Source organism: Stenotrophomonas maltophilia group sp. Smal17, from assembly GCF_030237045.1.
GTDB lineage: Bacteria > Pseudomonadota > Gammaproteobacteria > Xanthomonadales > Xanthomonadaceae > Stenotrophomonas > Stenotrophomonas forensis.
This window is the reverse complement of record NZ_JASJSU010000033.1, coordinates 17693-31530: the sequence shown is the minus strand read 5'-3', so window position 1 is coordinate 31530 and position 13838 is coordinate 17693. Positions and strand designations below refer to the sequence as shown.

12 protein-coding genes are annotated in these 13838 nt (G+C 67.5%); 7 read left to right on the top strand and 5 right to left on the bottom strand.

What is annotated here, in order from left to right; translation table 11 throughout:
- Window positions 1-35 precede the first annotated feature (35 nt).
- Window positions 36-1106, top strand: coding sequence for a sensor domain-containing diguanylate cyclase (locus QRO93_RS10935; RefSeq protein WP_180878246.1), 1071 nt, complete (start codon window positions 36-38; stop codon window positions 1104-1106).
- 163 nt (window positions 1107-1269) lie between these two features.
- Window positions 1270-2430, top strand: coding sequence for an AAA family ATPase (locus QRO93_RS10930; protein ID WP_180878247.1), 1161 nt, complete (start codon window positions 1270-1272; stop codon window positions 2428-2430).
- A 30-nt stretch (window positions 2431-2460) separates the two neighbouring features.
- Here QRO93_RS10930 and QRO93_RS10925 read toward each other — a convergent pair whose 3' ends face one another.
- Genes QRO93_RS10925 through QRO93_RS10915 form a run of 3 tightly spaced genes read right to left on the bottom strand, consistent with a single transcriptional unit; the run spans window position 2461 to window position 4713 of the window.
- Window positions 2461-3408 (bottom strand): DMT family transporter, encoded by a 948-nt coding sequence (locus QRO93_RS10925; protein ID WP_049456461.1) that lies wholly within the window; start codon window positions 3406-3408, stop codon window positions 2461-2463.
- Window positions 3409-3442: 34 nt separating this feature from the next.
- Window positions 3443-4273, bottom strand: coding sequence for a DUF72 domain-containing protein (locus QRO93_RS10920; RefSeq protein ID WP_180878248.1), 831 nt, complete (start codon window positions 4271-4273; stop codon window positions 3443-3445).
- Window positions 4270-4713 carry a VOC family protein gene (locus QRO93_RS10915; RefSeq protein WP_049456451.1) on the bottom strand — a complete coding sequence of 148 codons (444 nt, stop codon included), beginning with the start codon at window positions 4711-4713 and terminating at the stop codon, window positions 4270-4272. Before QRO93_RS10915 ends, QRO93_RS10920 begins: the two co-directional genes overlap by 4 nt.
- A gap of 110 nt (window positions 4714-4823) precedes the next feature.
- On the opposite strand from QRO93_RS10915, the gene QRO93_RS10910 reads away from it, so the two are divergent.
- From QRO93_RS10910 to agp, 3 genes are all read left to right on the top strand, one after another.
- Window positions 4824-6386, top strand: coding sequence for a serine hydrolase (locus QRO93_RS10910; RefSeq protein ID WP_180878249.1), 1563 nt, complete (start codon window positions 4824-4826; stop codon window positions 6384-6386).
- A 132-nt stretch (window positions 6387-6518) separates the two neighbouring features.
- Entirely contained in the window at window positions 6519-8351 is a 1833-nt protein-coding gene (gene smrA, locus QRO93_RS10905; protein WP_180878250.1) for a multidrug efflux ABC transporter SmrA, read from the top strand.
- The gene (gene agp / locus QRO93_RS10900) at window positions 8348-9559 is read left to right on the top strand and encodes a bifunctional glucose-1-phosphatase/inositol phosphatase (RefSeq protein WP_180878251.1); all 1212 of its coding nucleotides are present in this window, start codon (window positions 8348-8350) and stop codon (window positions 9557-9559) included. The genes smrA and agp overlap by 4 nt, the downstream gene beginning before the upstream one ends.
- Before the next feature lie 9 nt (window positions 9560-9568).
- Here agp and QRO93_RS10895 read toward each other — a convergent pair whose 3' ends face one another.
- Entirely contained in the window at window positions 9569-10567 is a 999-nt protein-coding gene (locus QRO93_RS10895; RefSeq protein ID WP_180878252.1) for a polysaccharide lyase, read from the bottom strand.
- Between the two features lie 144 nt (window positions 10568-10711).
- Window positions 10712-12520: a DUF885 domain-containing protein gene (locus QRO93_RS10890; protein ID WP_053508261.1), complete on the bottom strand. Its 1809-nt coding sequence runs from the start codon at window positions 12518-12520 to the stop codon at window positions 10712-10714.
- 112 nt (window positions 12521-12632) lie between these two features.
- On the opposite strand from QRO93_RS10890, the gene QRO93_RS10885 reads away from it, so the two are divergent.
- Both QRO93_RS10885 and QRO93_RS10880 read left to right on the top strand, forming a co-directional pair.
- Entirely contained in the window at window positions 12633-12989 is a 357-nt protein-coding gene (locus tag QRO93_RS10885; RefSeq protein ID WP_053449198.1) for a GFA family protein, read from the top strand.
- 32 nt (window positions 12990-13021) lie between these two features.
- A complete protein-coding gene (locus tag QRO93_RS10880) occupies window positions 13022-13804 on the top strand; it encodes a DUF4349 domain-containing protein (RefSeq protein WP_180878276.1) in 783 nt (260 codons plus the stop codon).
- Window positions 13805-13838 lie beyond the last annotated feature (34 nt).

Genomic DNA, 13838 nt, shown 5'->3' with positions numbered 1-13838 from the left:
AGACTTCGCAGTGACCTGCCGGAACATGACGCTGCATGATCAAGCCCGACAAGCCTGCCAACGAAGCCCTTCGGCTTGAGGCGCTGTACCGCTACCGCATTCTCGATTCGGAGCGCGAGAAATCCTTCGATGACCTGGTGGTGATCGCCAAGGCGGTCTGCGGCACCTCGATGGCCGCCGTCACCCTGATCGACGTCGAACGGCAGTGGTTCAAGTCGATCCAGGGCATTGACGCTGCGGAGAACCTGCGCAGCGAATCGATGTGCGGCCACGCCATCCTGCAGCCGCAACAGATCATGGTGGTCGAGGACGCGCTGCAGGACATCCGCTTCCATGACAATCCGGTGGTGACCGGCGATCCGCATGTCCGCTTCTACGCGGGTGCGCCCCTGATCAGTTCCGACGGCCTGCCGCTGGGTACGCTGTGCGTGTTCGACGCGCATCCGCAGCGCCTGGCCAGTGACAAGGCCGAGGCCTTGGCCGCGCTGTCGCGGCAGGTGATGCTGGTGATGGAGCTGCGCCGTTTCGCGCTCGACATCCAGAAGCACATGCTGGAACGCGACGATTACGAGCGACTGCTGTCGGAGTACCAGGACGTGCTGCTGGCCCAGAATGCCGACCTGGCCGAACAGAGCCGCACCGATGCGCTGACCGGCCTGCCCAACCGGCGCGCGATGGCGGCGGCGCTGGAAGAGGCCGTGGCAGTGAACGGCGCGCAGCCCGCTGCAGCCTGTGTCGCGCTGCTGGACATCGACCACTTCAAGCACATCAACGACTTCCAGGGCCACGCCACCGGCGACCGGGTGCTGGCCGAGCTGGGCACGCTGCTGCGCTCGCACTTCGCCGGTCGCGGCATGGCGGCACGCTACGGTGGCGAGGAGTTTGTCGCGGTGATGCCCGCCACCGACCTGCGCGCGGCCGAACGGCAATGCGAGTTCCTTCGCCTGGCGGTAGCCGAGCTGCCGCTCGGTTTCCCGGTGACCATCAGCATCGGCGTTGCCCAGCACCAGTCCGGCGAAAGCGTGGACCAGATGCTGGCACGCGCGGACAAGGCGCTGTACCGCGCCAAGGGCAACGGCCGCAACCGCGTGGAGCTGGCGGGCTGAAACACCGGCGACTCGCGCGCTGAACGCATGCGATGCGTGGTGATTCGATCCCGTTCCAGTAGATCCACGCCATGCGTGGATGCTCTCCCCGATTCACATCGCGTCGCAGCCCCTGCGATCAGGACCGGCCAGCATGGCGGCCCTGTTTCCACGGACCTCGAGCATGCTGCAGACCCTGGCCATCGCGCACTATCGCTCGCTGCATGGGCTGGTGCTGCCGCTGCAGCAGTTGAATGTGGTCACCGGCGACAACGGTAGCGGCAAATCCAGCCTGTACCGCGCGCTGCGCCTGCTGGCGGAAACCGCACAGGGCGGCGTTGCGGCGGTGCTGGCCCGTGAGGGCGGGCTCGGTTCGGCGCTATGGGCCGGCCCCGAAACCCTTGATCGCCGGGTGATGGCCGGCGAGATTCCGCTGCAGGGCGGCCCGCGGCAGGCTTCCGTGGGCCTGAAACTGGGATTTGCCACCGACGAGTTCGGCTACGCCATCGATCTGGGCTACCCGCCGCCCAGTCGTTCGGCGTTCGCACTGGACCCGCAGATCAAGGCCGAGGCGATCTGGGCCGGGCCGTTCCTGCGCAGCGCCAACCTGCTGGTCGATCGCCGCGGGGCGATGGTGCGGCAACGCCATGCGCGCGGCTGGGATCGGGTCGATGACCGCTTGTCGCTGTTCGACAGCCTGTTCACCCAGGTCGGTGATCCGCAGCGCATGCCGGAAACCATCGCCCTGCGTGAGTACATCCGTCGCTGGCGCTTCTATGATCACTTCCGCAGCGATGCCGATGCGCCGGCGCGACAACCGGCGATGGCCACGCGCACGCCGGTACTGCACCACGACGGCCGCGATCTGGCCGCGGCCTGGGTCACCATCCTTGAGATCGGAGATCCGGTCGGGTTGGCACGCAGCGTTGAGGATGCCTTCCCCGGTGCCTCGGTGGGCTTCGAGGCGCTGGACGGTCGGCTGGCCCTGCGCTTCCACCAGCCCGGCCTGCTGCGGCCATTGTCGATGGCGGAGCTGTCCGATGGCACCCTGCGCTTCCTGCTGCTGGCCGCCGCCCTGCACACGCCACGGCCGCCGCCGCTGCTGGTGCTGAACGAGCCGGAGACCAGCCTGCATCCCGACCTGCTGCCGGCGCTGGCACGGCTGATCATTGCCGCCAGCGCGCGCAGCCAGGTATGGGTGGTATCACACGCCAGCCGCCTGATCGCGGCGCTGGAACAGGCGCCGGGGTGCCATTCGCTGCATCTGCACAAGGAACACGGCCGCACGCTGCTGAGCGGGCAGGGCCTTCTGGATGTTCCGGCATGGCACTGGCCGCAGCGGTGATACGGCGATCGATGCCCCGCGTGAATGCGTTCAATCAGCGATGTTGCGTGCTTCGGCCGTACCGAGAATCTCCGGGTGCTGCACCGGCTTGCGTCGATTCAGCAGCGGGTGCAGGAACACCGCGCCGACGATGATCGCCACGCCCAGGTAGAACCACGGGGTGACCTCGTGCTGCTCGCGCAGCAGCACCACCGCCAGCAGCACGGCATAGACCGGTTCCAGGTTGGTCACCAGCTGTACCGTGTAGGCGCTCAGGTGGCGCAGCGCGACCAGCGCCAGCGCGAACGGCAGCAGCGTGCAGAAGCCGGCCAGCACCAGCAGCAGGATGCCGTCGTGCAGGTCCGGGACGATCCACAGCGGGCTGGCCAGTGCCGGCAGCAGGTACGGCATCAGCGGTGCCAGCAGGGTCAGGGTGAGGGTGCCCGCACCCAGCTCCAGCGCGGTGACTGTCAGCGGATCGGCATGGCTGACCATGCGTTTGTTGAGCGAGCCGAACACCGCCACCAGCAGTGCCGAAAGTGCGCCGATCAACACACCCAGGCGCATGCCATCGGGTACGCCACCGACCACCAGCGCCACGCCGGGCAGCACGGCCAGGCCGAACGCCAGTTCGCGCAGCTGGAACGGCCGCTTGGCCACCCACGGTTCGATGATCGAGGTGAACACCGGTGCCAGCGCGATGCAGGTGGCGGCCACCGACGCATTGGCCAGTTTCACCGCGCCATAGAAGGTCAGCCAGTGCAGGGCGACCAGCGCACCGATGCCGGCGTAACCGGCCACCAGTCGCAAGGGCAGGGTGCGCAACCCGCGCCAGACCCGCGGCAGCAGGGCCAGCATCGCCGTCACCAGCAGCATGCGCCACCACACCAAAGGCAGCGCGGGCAGGGTGATCAGCTTGCCGAGGATGGCGGTGACGCCCCACAGCAGGACACAGAAATGGATCTGCCAGAGTGCTTTGCGGGTGTCGGGTGTGCTCATCCGCCTATTGTGAGGCAAGGCGATGGCCGTAGTGCTATTCGTCCACGCGATTGCCGTTGGCGTCGACCCGCCGCTGCAACGCCATCGCCGCCGCCGGATTGCGTGCCTTGCCCGCGCCGATGCACAGCAGGTAGACCTCGCGAGGCCTGGCCGGGGGCGGTTCGGCCAGGCAGGGCAGGTCGTCCACGGGCGCGCCTTGTGACCAGCGTCGTGCGCGGTCGGCCCAGCGTTGCTGCACCGGCGCTGGCAGGCCCTCCTTCAAGCGGGCCTGGCTGCGCTTGATTCGCGCATAGACGAAACCGGCACTGATGTCGCCGTGCAGTGGTGCCTCGTCGCTGTCCTCGATCACCAGGGCCACCTCATGACGGCGGGCGGCGGCAACCAGCGCCGGACCGTGCACCGCTGCATTGCGCACTTCCAGCGCGTGCTGCAGCGGCACGCCATCCAGCTGCTTCGGCAGCTGAGCCATCAGCGCGTCCAGTGCATCGGCATCGGCCGGATGGCGTGGATCGAACTGCCACAGCAACGGACCGAGCCGGTCGCCAAGCGCGAGCGCCGCCTGCAGGAATGGGGCGGCGGCCTCCACCGTGCTGGACAGGTCGCGGCGCTGCACCAGGTAGCGTGGCGCCTTCATCGAGAATCGGAAGCCCTCCGGCGTCTGCGCCGCCCATTGCGCGCATTGGGTCGGTGTAGGTGTGCGGTAGAAGGTGCCGTTGATCTCGATGCAGCGCAACGCACGGCTGGCATGCGCAAGTTCTTCGCGCTGCGCAAGCCCCGCCGGATAGAACATGCCGCCGCGCCATTCGGGGAACACCCAGCCACCGATGCCACAGCGGATGGCCGCCTGCCGGGAAGCGGCCGTCACTGGCCGTGGTCCGCGCGCCACGGGTCGTAGCTGCCGAACCACCACAGGTAGCCTTCCGGGTCGGCGCAGGCGTAGCCGCGACCACCGTAGTCCTGGTCGGCGATGTCGATGACGATGCGTGCTCCGGCGGCCTTGGCGCGGGCGTAGTGCGCATCGGCATCGGTGACGATCACGCATGCGCTCTGGGTCTGGCGGCCACCGACCTCGTCAGGCATGGCGGTGTGCTCGGTCCACGCACTCTGGTTGCTGGCCGAACCGAGCATGATCATGCCGTGGCCGAAGGTCAGCTGCGCATGGAACACGGTCTCGCCATCGGCGTAGACGGCCTGGGCGTGGAAGCCGAAGGCACGCTGCAGCCAGTCGATGGCGGCCAGCGCGTCGCGGTAGCGCAGGCACGGAATGATGGTGGAGCCGTTGCCCGGCTGGCTGTTCTCGCCCATGACACCCCTCCTATGGCACAGGGCAGCGTGCGCCGGCGACCGTTACCATTCCGCGAAACCCCGGTGACGGCCTGCACATGGCCGCGACCCCTGTTCGGAGATGGTGCTGGATGAAAACCTGGATTGGAGGCGCCGTGCTGCTGGCCTGCACGACCATGGCGAGCGCGTCGACCCCGACGCCGCTGCAGGATCTGGATGCGACGGTCGAGCGCGTGCGCGCGCAGTTCGACGTGCCCGGCATTGCCGTGGCCGTGGTCAAGGATGGCCAGGTGGTGCTGGAACGCGGCTGGGGCGTGCGCGAGCAGGGCAGGCCGGAGCCGGTGCAGGCCGACACGCTGTTTGCCATTGCGTCCAACACCAAGGCGTTCACTGCCACTTCGCTGAACCTGCTGGCCGAAGACGGCAAGCTGAAGATGGACGACAAGGTGATCGACCACCTGCCGTCGTTCCGCATGTCCGACCCGTTCGTGACCGGGCAGATGACGATCCGCGACCTGCTCTCGCACCGCAGTGGCCTGAGCCTGGGCGCCGGTGACCTGCTGTTCTGGCCGACCACCTCCTACAGCAACGCCGAAGTGGTGCAGCGGCTGGGCCAGGTCCCGCTGAAGGGCGGTTTCCGCGAGAGCTATGCCTACGACAACATCCTGTACGCGGTGGCCCAGCAGGTGATCGAGCACGTCTCGGGCATGAGCTACCAGCAGTTCCTGCAGACCCGCATTTTCGACAAGGTGGGCATGGCCGGCACGCGCTACAACGCCGATCACCTGAAGCCGGGCGACACGGTGGCCGTCGGCCACGCCAAGTACGATTTCAAGGACCTGCGCACCGTTGCGCCGCTGACCTGGTCGAACAATGCCGGCGCCGGTGGCATCTATTCCAGCGCGCACGACATGGCACGCTGGATGCAGGTGCAGCTGGCCGAAGGCAAGCTGGCCGATGGCACGCCGCTGTTCACCGAGAAGAGCCAGCAGCAGATGTGGCGGATGATCACGCCGCAGTCGATCCCGGCGCCAAGCGTGCCGGAGCTGGCCCCGGCGCGGGCCAACTTTGCCGGCTACGGCGAAGGCTGGAGCCTGAGTGATTACCGCGGCCAGAAGCTGGTCTGGCATACCGGTGGCTGGCCGGGCATGGTCTCGCGGCTGACCCTGGTGCCGGGCGAGAAGCTGGGCGTGGTGGTGCTGACCAACCAGGAAGTGGGCGCGGCGTTCAACGCGATCACCCTGAGCGTGCTCGATGCCTACCTGGGCGGGGAGAAGCACGACTGGGTCGATGCCTACGCCAAGGCCGTGGCCAAGGGCCAGGGCAAGGCGGATGAAGCCTGGGCCAAGCACCAGGCTGCACGGGACAAGCGCAGCACGCCGTCGCTGGCGCTGGCCGGCTACACCGGGACGTTCCGCGACCGCTGGTATGGCGACATGCAGATCAGTGCCGAGGGCAAGGGCCTGCGCCTGCGCTTCATGAAGACCGCGCAGCTGAGCGGTCGCCTGGAGCACTGGCAGCACGACACCTTCATCGTGCGCTGGGAGGATCGCTCGCTCAACGCCGACGCGTTCGTGAACTTCACCCTGGACCCGGACGGCAAGGTACGCGACGTGCGCATGCAGCCGATCTCCGACCTGACTGATTTCAGCTTCGATTTCCAGGACCTGCTGTTCACCCCGGTGGCCCGGTAGAGGCCAACCTTGGTTGGCCTGCGGTAGGGCGCCCGCCAAGGCGGGCGACGACCGGAGTGATCAGGCGATCGTCGGCTGGCGTACACATCCATCGTGGGATACTCCGCCGCTTGCAAGAGGCGAGGGAATGCAATGTTCCGTTGGTTTGAATCCCTGATTCCGGTGTTCCCGCCCGCGGATGGGCGGATGCCACCGCGCAAGGTGCTGCCGTTCTACCTGCACTACCTGCGCCCGGTGTGGCCGGTGCTGCTGGCCACGCTCATTGCCGGCCTGCTGCTGGCGCTGGTGGAAGTGGCCATGTTCGATTACCTGGGCCGCATCGTCGACATGGTCGCCGAGCAGCCGGGTGCCGATTTCTTCACGCGCCACGCCAATGAACTGGGCTGGATGCTGTTCATCACGGTCATCGCGCGACCGATCCTGGTCGGCCTGCACAACCTGCTGGTCAACCAGGCCATCGTGCCGGGCCTGAGCAACCGTTCGCGCTGGTTGATGCACAACTACGTGGTGCGGCAGAGCCTGAGCTTCTTCCAGAATGACTTTGCCGGCAGCGTCGCCAACCGGGTGATGCAGACCGGCACCTCGCTGCGCGAGTCGGCGGTGCAGATGGTCGATTCGCTCTGGTACATCGTGGTCTACACCGGCACCGCGCTGTACCTGTTCGCGCAGGCCGACTGGCGGCTGATGGTGCCGTTGATCCTGTGGCTGCTGGCCTATGCGGTGATCCTGGCCTATTTCGTGCCGCGCGCGAAGGAACGGGCCTGGATCGCCTCCGAGGCGCGTTCCAAGGCGATGGGCCGCATCGTCGATGGCTACACCAACATCCCCACGCTGAAGCTGTTCGCCCATGGCGGGCGCGAGCAGGCCTATGTGGCCGAGTCGATCCAGGAACTGGCGGTCAAGCACCGCGCGCAGACCCGCATCACCACCGGCATGGACCTGACCATCGCCATCATCAACGGCTTCCTGATTGCCGGTACCTGCGGGCTGGCGCTGTGGCTGTGGAACGGCGGCCACATCACGGTCGGCGCGATCACCCTGGCCACCGGCCTGGTGATCCGCATCCACAACATGTCCGGCTGGATCATGTGGACCATCAACGGCATCTTCGAGGACATCGGCACGGTGCAGGATGGCATCACCACCATCGCCCAGCCGCTGACCGTGCAGGACCGCGAGGATGCGGTGCCGCTGCAGGTGACCCGTGGCGGCGTGCATTTCCAGGACATCCACTTCCACTATGGCAAGAAGGGCGGCGTGATCGCCGGCCTGGACCTGGTGGTGAAGCCGGGCGAGAAGATCGGCCTGGTCGGCCCGTCCGGCGCCGGCAAATCGACCCTGGTCAACGTGCTGCTGCGCCTGTACGACCTGGAAAGCGGCCGCATCCTGATCGACGACCAGGACATCGCCCATGTCACACAGGAAAGCCTGCGCCAGCAGATCGGCGTGGTCACCCAGGACACCTCGCTGCTGCATCGCTCGATCCGCGACAACCTGCTGTACGGACGCCCGGATGCGACCGAGGAACAGCTGCGTGCTGCCGTGGCCAAGGCACGTGCCGAGGCCTTCATCGATACGCTGGTGGACGGGCAGGGCCGTCGTGGCTATGACGCCCACGTCGGCGAGCGTGGCGTGAAGCTGTCCGGTGGCCAGCGCCAGCGCATCGCCATTGCCCGCGTGCTGCTGAAGGACGCACCGATCCTGGTGCTGGACGAGGCGACCTCGGCGCTGGATTCGGAAGTGGAAGCGGCGATCCAGGACAGCCTGGACGAGCTGATGGGCGGCAAGACGGTGATCGCGATCGCGCACCGGCTGTCGACCATCGCGCGCATGGACCGGCTGGTGGTGATGGACCAGGGCCGCATCGTCGAGACCGGTACCCATGCCGAACTGATTGCGGCCGGCGGCCTGTATGCGCGGTTGTGGGCGCGGCAGACCGGTGGTTTCGTGGCGGCCGATCAGTGATTGCCCTGCTGCTGGCACTCAGCCTGGCAACTCCGGCCGCGACTGCGGCGACAGCGCCGGTGGAAGGCGACCAGCTCGAGCAGGTCGTCCTGCTCAGCCGCCACAACCTGCGCGCGCCGGTGGTGGCCTCCGGCGCTCTTGCCAACGCGACAGCGGAAACCTGGCCGCGCTGGGACGTCGCTGCGGGTGAGCTGACCACCAAGGGCGGCGTGCTGGAGGTCTACATGGGCCGCTACATGGGCCAGTGGCTGCGGCAGGCACAGCTGTTGCCGGTGTCGGATTGTCCGCAGCCGGCCGACTTCCACGCCCATGCCAACAGCCTGCAGCGCACCCAGGCCACCGCGCAGTTCTTCGTGGCCGGTGCCTTCCCGGGCTGTCATGTCACGGTCGAGCAGCGGATGCCGCTGGGCACCATGGACCCGCTGTTCAATCCGGTGATCCACCGCGATGACGCGGCCTTCCGCGAACGCGCGCAGTTGGCGATGCAGCAGGCGTTGGCACGTTCGCAGCTGGCACCGGCACTGTCCGTGGTGGAGGCGATCACCCGCTATCCGCAGTCGGCGGCGTGCGAGGGTAATGGTGACTGCCGTCTGACCCTGGCCGGCACCCGCTTCAGCGCAGACGCGGGCAAAGAGCCGCGCGTCTTTGGATCCCTGGCCCTGGCCAGCGGGCTGGTCGATGCCCTGCTGATGGAGCACTACCAGGGAAGTGGCATTCCGCGCGAAGGCTGGGGCCGGTTGAACACGGAGGCGCAATGGCAGGCGCTGGCGCAGATCCGCAACGGCTACCAGGACATCCTGTTCGGACCACCCGAGGTGGCGCGGGATGTGGCCGGGCCGCTGCTGGAACGCGTGGGTGCGTTGTTGGAGGATCCGGCCTCGCCGAAGGTGAACCTGCTGGTCGGCCACGATTCCAACATCGGTTCCGTATTGGCGGCGCTGGGCATCACCGACTACACGCTGCCAGGCCAGTACGAGAAGACACCGATCGGTGGCCTGCTGCAGTTCGAGCGCTGGCGTGACCGCCACAGCGGGGCGGAGCGTATCCGCCTGGCCTACGTCTACCCGACCAGCGCGCAGCTGCGTGATGCGCAGCCGCTGACCGAGGCGCAGCCGCCGGGCCGCGTCGCGCTGCGTGTGCCGGGGTGCGCGGCACAGGGCTGCACCGTCGCAGAATTCCAGCGTCTGCTGCATCCGGCAGCCCGCTGAGCCACGCCGCTAACGCAGCGGCGCGCGCACGATGCCGTGTGTGGCCATCAGGGTAAGATCGCCTCCCAGCCGCGGCGAGTGAAATGGCCCGCGTGCATGTGCCGCGTCGAACAGGCCACCATCGGGTGAGCGCAAGCGGTAGAACTCGACCCAGCCGCTGGCCTGCAGCGGCAGCTGTGCAACGCCGGTCTGTTCGTTGAACCACGCAGGGTCCTTGCTGCCTTCAATGACGCGGCGGGCAAGGCGGTCGATGGCGTGATTCCGGCTGGCGTACCAGTCCTGGCCGCGCAGCCGCGCCAGTTCGGCCATCATCACCAGTGGCGCCAGCGCGTAATCGTGGTAGTGCAGGGCGCGCTGCCCGCGCGCCATTTCCAGCGGCAGGCTGCCGTCGTCCTGGATGTCATCGATGCCCTTCTGGAAGGCGGCGTGGCCGGCCCGCCACAGGGCCTCGTCATCGGTGGCCAGACCAGTGGCCAGCACGCCCAGGCCGCCCCAGTAGTAGTGGTTGTTGCGGCGCCGTTTCGGATTGTCCCAGTACGCCAGGTTGGCACGCGCCAGCTGTTGCAGCCACGGATCGATGCGCGCGCGCTGCTGCGGGTCGGCCTGGTCACGCACCTTCAGGTAGGCCATGGCCACCGCATCAAGCATCCACTGCCGCATGTAGAACGACTGATCGTTGTTGACCCGGATCATCTGCCCGAGCATCGCGCCGTCCTTCGCCCATGCGCCCAGCCAGGCGAGCGTGCACTGCGCCGCGGCGGGATCACCGTCGCGCAGGTAGTCGTCGCTCATGCGCGCCACGTCGGCGGCATAGCGGTCCAACGGCGCGGTGGCATCGTGATTCTGCTGGTGCAGTGCCGGGTCGATCACCGAACCGGCCTTGTCGGTGTAGTAGCCCAGGGCGCGGATGTCGGGGTGTCCGATCGGTGGGGAAGGGCAGGCGGCGTGGACGACGCCGGCCGTCAGGGCAGCAGAGAGCAGGCCGAGACGAAGCAACGGGAGCGACATGGAAACCAATGGGATGGGGAACCCGGCGAACGATGCGCCTGGCCATGTTGCCCTCATGTGATGCGGGCATGGCGTGGCGATCCTGCACAAACAGAACGGCCCGGGTCTCCCCGGGCCGCGCTTGTTCACTTCACACCGGCGCGATCACTCGATCGGCTGGTCCAGCATCAGCTGGCGGGCGAAGCGCACCGGCGGTGCGCCGTAGGACAGCACCTGGTCGTGGTACGCCTTCAGGTTGAACTTGTCGCCCAGCTTTTCCTGCACCGCTTTGCGGGTGTCGAAGTGTTCCTGCGCACCGACGAAGTAGGTCGGCAGCTGCGCCGAGGTCAGCTGTGCACGCACCCACTTGCCGGCCGCCTCGCTTTCCTGCTGGAACGCGTCGTGGGTCATCAGGTGCATCGCCTTTTCGCGATCCCAGTTGTCCACGTGCACGCCCTGGTCGAGGATCGCGTTGGAGATCGTGCGCAGGTAGAACTTCAGCTGCACCAGGTGGAACAGCGGGTCGTTGTTGAGGTAACCCTGCTCCTGCATCATGCGCTCGGTGTAGACCGCCCAGCCTTCGGCGAACAGGCCCGAACGCAGCACCGCACGCAGGGTGGAGGGGAACTTGGCCGAGTGCCAGCCCTCCAGGTAGTGGCCCGGGGTGCCTTCGTGGATGCTCAGCAGGTGGATCATGCGCGAGTTGTACTCACGCAGGAACGAGTCGACCTGCTTGTCGTTCCAGTCGTCCGGAATCGGCGACACGGCGTAGAAGGTCTTCAGGTTCTTGTCCAGCGGGCCCGGCGAATCGCAGTAGGCCACGGCTACGCCACGCTGGAATTCCGGCATCAGGATGATGTCCACCGGCGCGTCGGGCAGGGTCACCAGGTCGTGCTCGCGCACGAACGCGGTGGACTGCTCCAGCGCGGCCTTGGCATCGTCGACCACCTTGTCGCGTGCCGGCTTGTCGGCGTAGGCCAGCTCCAGCGCGGCTTCGATCGCCTTCTGCTGCTGCTCGTCGGTCGGCTGGGCCGGCATCTCCGGCGCGCCCGGCTTGTCTTTCAGCACGGTCTGCGCGATGCCATACATGTCTTCGCGCACGCGCTTGAGTTCGGCGCGCGCACGCTCACCGATCTCCTGGCGCGACAGCGACGAACTCAGCGCGAACTTCAGCTTCTGGTCGTACTTTTCCGCACCGATGCGGAAGTCGCCCTTGGCGTTCGGCACCAGGGTCTTGTCCAGCCAGGTCTGCTGCTCGTCCACCGCCTTCTTCAGGCCGTCGATGGCGGCCTGCAGGCGCTGCTGGTCGGCCTGCGGCAGTTCACCGATGTGCGGGGTGATGAAGGTATCGACGATGCTGAGGATGCCCTTGTTCTGCTTGGCCACCGTCTCGGCATGGATCTTCGGCACGCGGGCCGGGTCCAGGTTCTCGCGGGCCTGGGCGAAGATCGCCGGCAGCTTTTCCATGCGTGCGGTAGCCGACTTCAGGCGTTCCGGCAGTGGCGCGAATTCGCGAGCCATCAGGCCATAGATCGCGCTGCCGGCAATGCCGTTGTACAGCTGCGGGTCCCACTTGCCGGACTGCAGTACTTCGGCGTTCCAGATTTCCGACTGCAGCTGGTTGCGCAGGATCGCCGCGTCCACCTGGTTCTCGCGGCCCAGCTTGGCCACCTCGATCTTGTCCAGCTCGCCCAGCAGCGCCTTGTAGGCGGCCACGGTCTTCTGCTGGCCGGCGGCGCTCAGGTCGTCCAGCTCGCTGTCGTAGCGGTGGTCGCCGATCTGGGTGGCGCTGACCGGCGACAGCTGCATCCAGGTGTCCAGGGCGCGCTTGGACAGATCGGCGAAGGCGGCATCGACGGCGGCGTCACCGGCCTGCTGGCTGGCGGCCGGGGTGGAACCGGTGGTCGGGGCGTCGGCCGGCTGGCAACCGGCCAGGGCGGCGACCAGGGCGAGGGCAAGGAGATGCGGGCGCATCGGCGTTCCTGTACAGGGTCAAACCGCGAGCATAGGCCGCTGAGGCTGCTTTGTCCCCCTGCCATAGGATTACCATGGGCGCCGACAAGGACTCTCCAGCGGAGCGCAGGACATGGAATACCAGGGAAGCTGCCATTGCGGCAGGATCGCATTCACCGTACAGGCCGAAACGCCGATCAGCGATGTCATCGACTGCAACTGCTCGATGTGCCGGCGCCGCGGCGGCCTGCTGTGGTTCGCTCCGCGTGAGGCGTTCCAGCTGACCACCGCCCCGGCCGACGTGGCCACCTACCACTTCAACAAGGCGCACATCGACCACCATCATTGCCGCGAATGCGGCATCGCGCCCTACAGCGAAGCGGTGGATCCGCGTACCGGCGCGCCGATGGTGGCGGTGAACGTGCGCTGCGTGCCGCAGGTGGACCTGGCCACGCTGGCGGTGATGTCCTACGACGGAGCTGCGCTTTGAGGCGGCTGCATGCGTGGACGCGGGCCGCGGCGATGCCGGTGCTGCTGCTGGCGCTGGCTGCCTGCGCCCAGAGTGGCCAGCGGGCGGCGGAAGCAGGCGCCAGTGCGGCCGACGCCGCCGTTGCTTCGCCGGAAGGTGCGTTCCTTGCCTACGAGCATGACGTGCAGGTACAGCTGGATGCGGCGCAGATCGCGCCCCGCATCCGGCAGATCGCCCAGGCCTGCCAGAGCGCGACGTTCGGCGACTGTGCGGTGCTGCAGGTCGACCAGCGCAGTGGCGAGCAGCCCAGTGGTGAGGTCAAGGTGCGTATCGCGCCCAAGGGGACCGAGCCGTTGATCGCCATGGCCGGCGAGGGCGGCACGCTGCAGTCGCGCAGTACGCGCGCCGAGGACCTCGCGCAGCAGGTGGCCGACACCGCACTGACCAGGGCGCGGCTGGAGAAGGAGCATGCGCGGCTGCTGTCCTACCAGGACCGCAAGGATCTGAAGGTCGAGGACCTGATGGCGATCACCACGCGCCTGTCGGAGATCGAGGCCGGCGTCGAGCAGGCCAACAAGGATGCCGCACAGCAGCGCCGGCGCATCGATACCCAGCTGGTGACGATCCATTTCGACACCACCTCCGGCCAGCGCAGCCGCAGCGAGATCGGTGACGCACTGCGTGAATCGGGCAGCATCCTCAACACCAGCGTTGCGTTCCTGATCCGTGCCGCCGCCGCGTTGCTGCCGGTGGGCGTGCTGGCATTGATCGCCGCCTGGGGCGTGCGCGCGTGGTTGCGCCGTCGTCGTCGCCGCAAGCTGCCGCCCACTCCCTGATCCGTCCGTGGTGTGCCGGCCCTTGGCCCGCACT

What these genes read in the sequence shown, in the direction of transcription:
- QRO93_RS10935 (WP_180878246.1), top strand. Translation starts at nt 36, where the DNA reads ATGATCAAGCCCGACAAGCCTGCCAACGAAGCCCTTCGGCTTGAGGCG.
- QRO93_RS10930 (WP_180878247.1), top strand. Translation starts at nt 1,270, where the DNA reads ATGCTGCAGACCCTGGCCATCGCGCACTATCGCTCGCTGCATGGGCTG.
- QRO93_RS10925 (WP_049456461.1), bottom strand. Translation starts at nt 3,408, where the DNA reads ATGAGCACACCCGACACCCGCAAAGCACTCTGGCAGATCCATTTCTGT.
- QRO93_RS10915 (WP_049456451.1), bottom strand. Translation starts at nt 4,713, where the DNA reads ATGGGCGAGAACAGCCAGCCGGGCAACGGCTCCACCATCATTCCGTGC.
- QRO93_RS10910 (WP_180878249.1), top strand. Translation starts at nt 4,824, where the DNA reads ATGAAAACCTGGATTGGAGGCGCCGTGCTGCTGGCCTGCACGACCATG.
- smrA (WP_180878250.1), top strand. Translation starts at nt 6,519, where the DNA reads ATGTTCCGTTGGTTTGAATCCCTGATTCCGGTGTTCCCGCCCGCGGAT.
- QRO93_RS10895 (WP_180878252.1), bottom strand. Translation starts at nt 10,567, where the DNA reads ATGTCGCTCCCGTTGCTTCGTCTCGGCCTGCTCTCTGCTGCCCTGACG.
- QRO93_RS10890 (WP_053508261.1), bottom strand. Translation starts at nt 12,520, where the DNA reads ATGCGCCCGCATCTCCTTGCCCTCGCCCTGGTCGCCGCCCTGGCCGGT.
- QRO93_RS10885 (WP_053449198.1), top strand. Translation starts at nt 12,633, where the DNA reads ATGGAATACCAGGGAAGCTGCCATTGCGGCAGGATCGCATTCACCGTA.
- QRO93_RS10880 (WP_180878276.1), top strand. Translation starts at nt 13,022, where the DNA reads ATGCCGGTGCTGCTGCTGGCGCTGGCTGCCTGCGCCCAGAGTGGCCAG.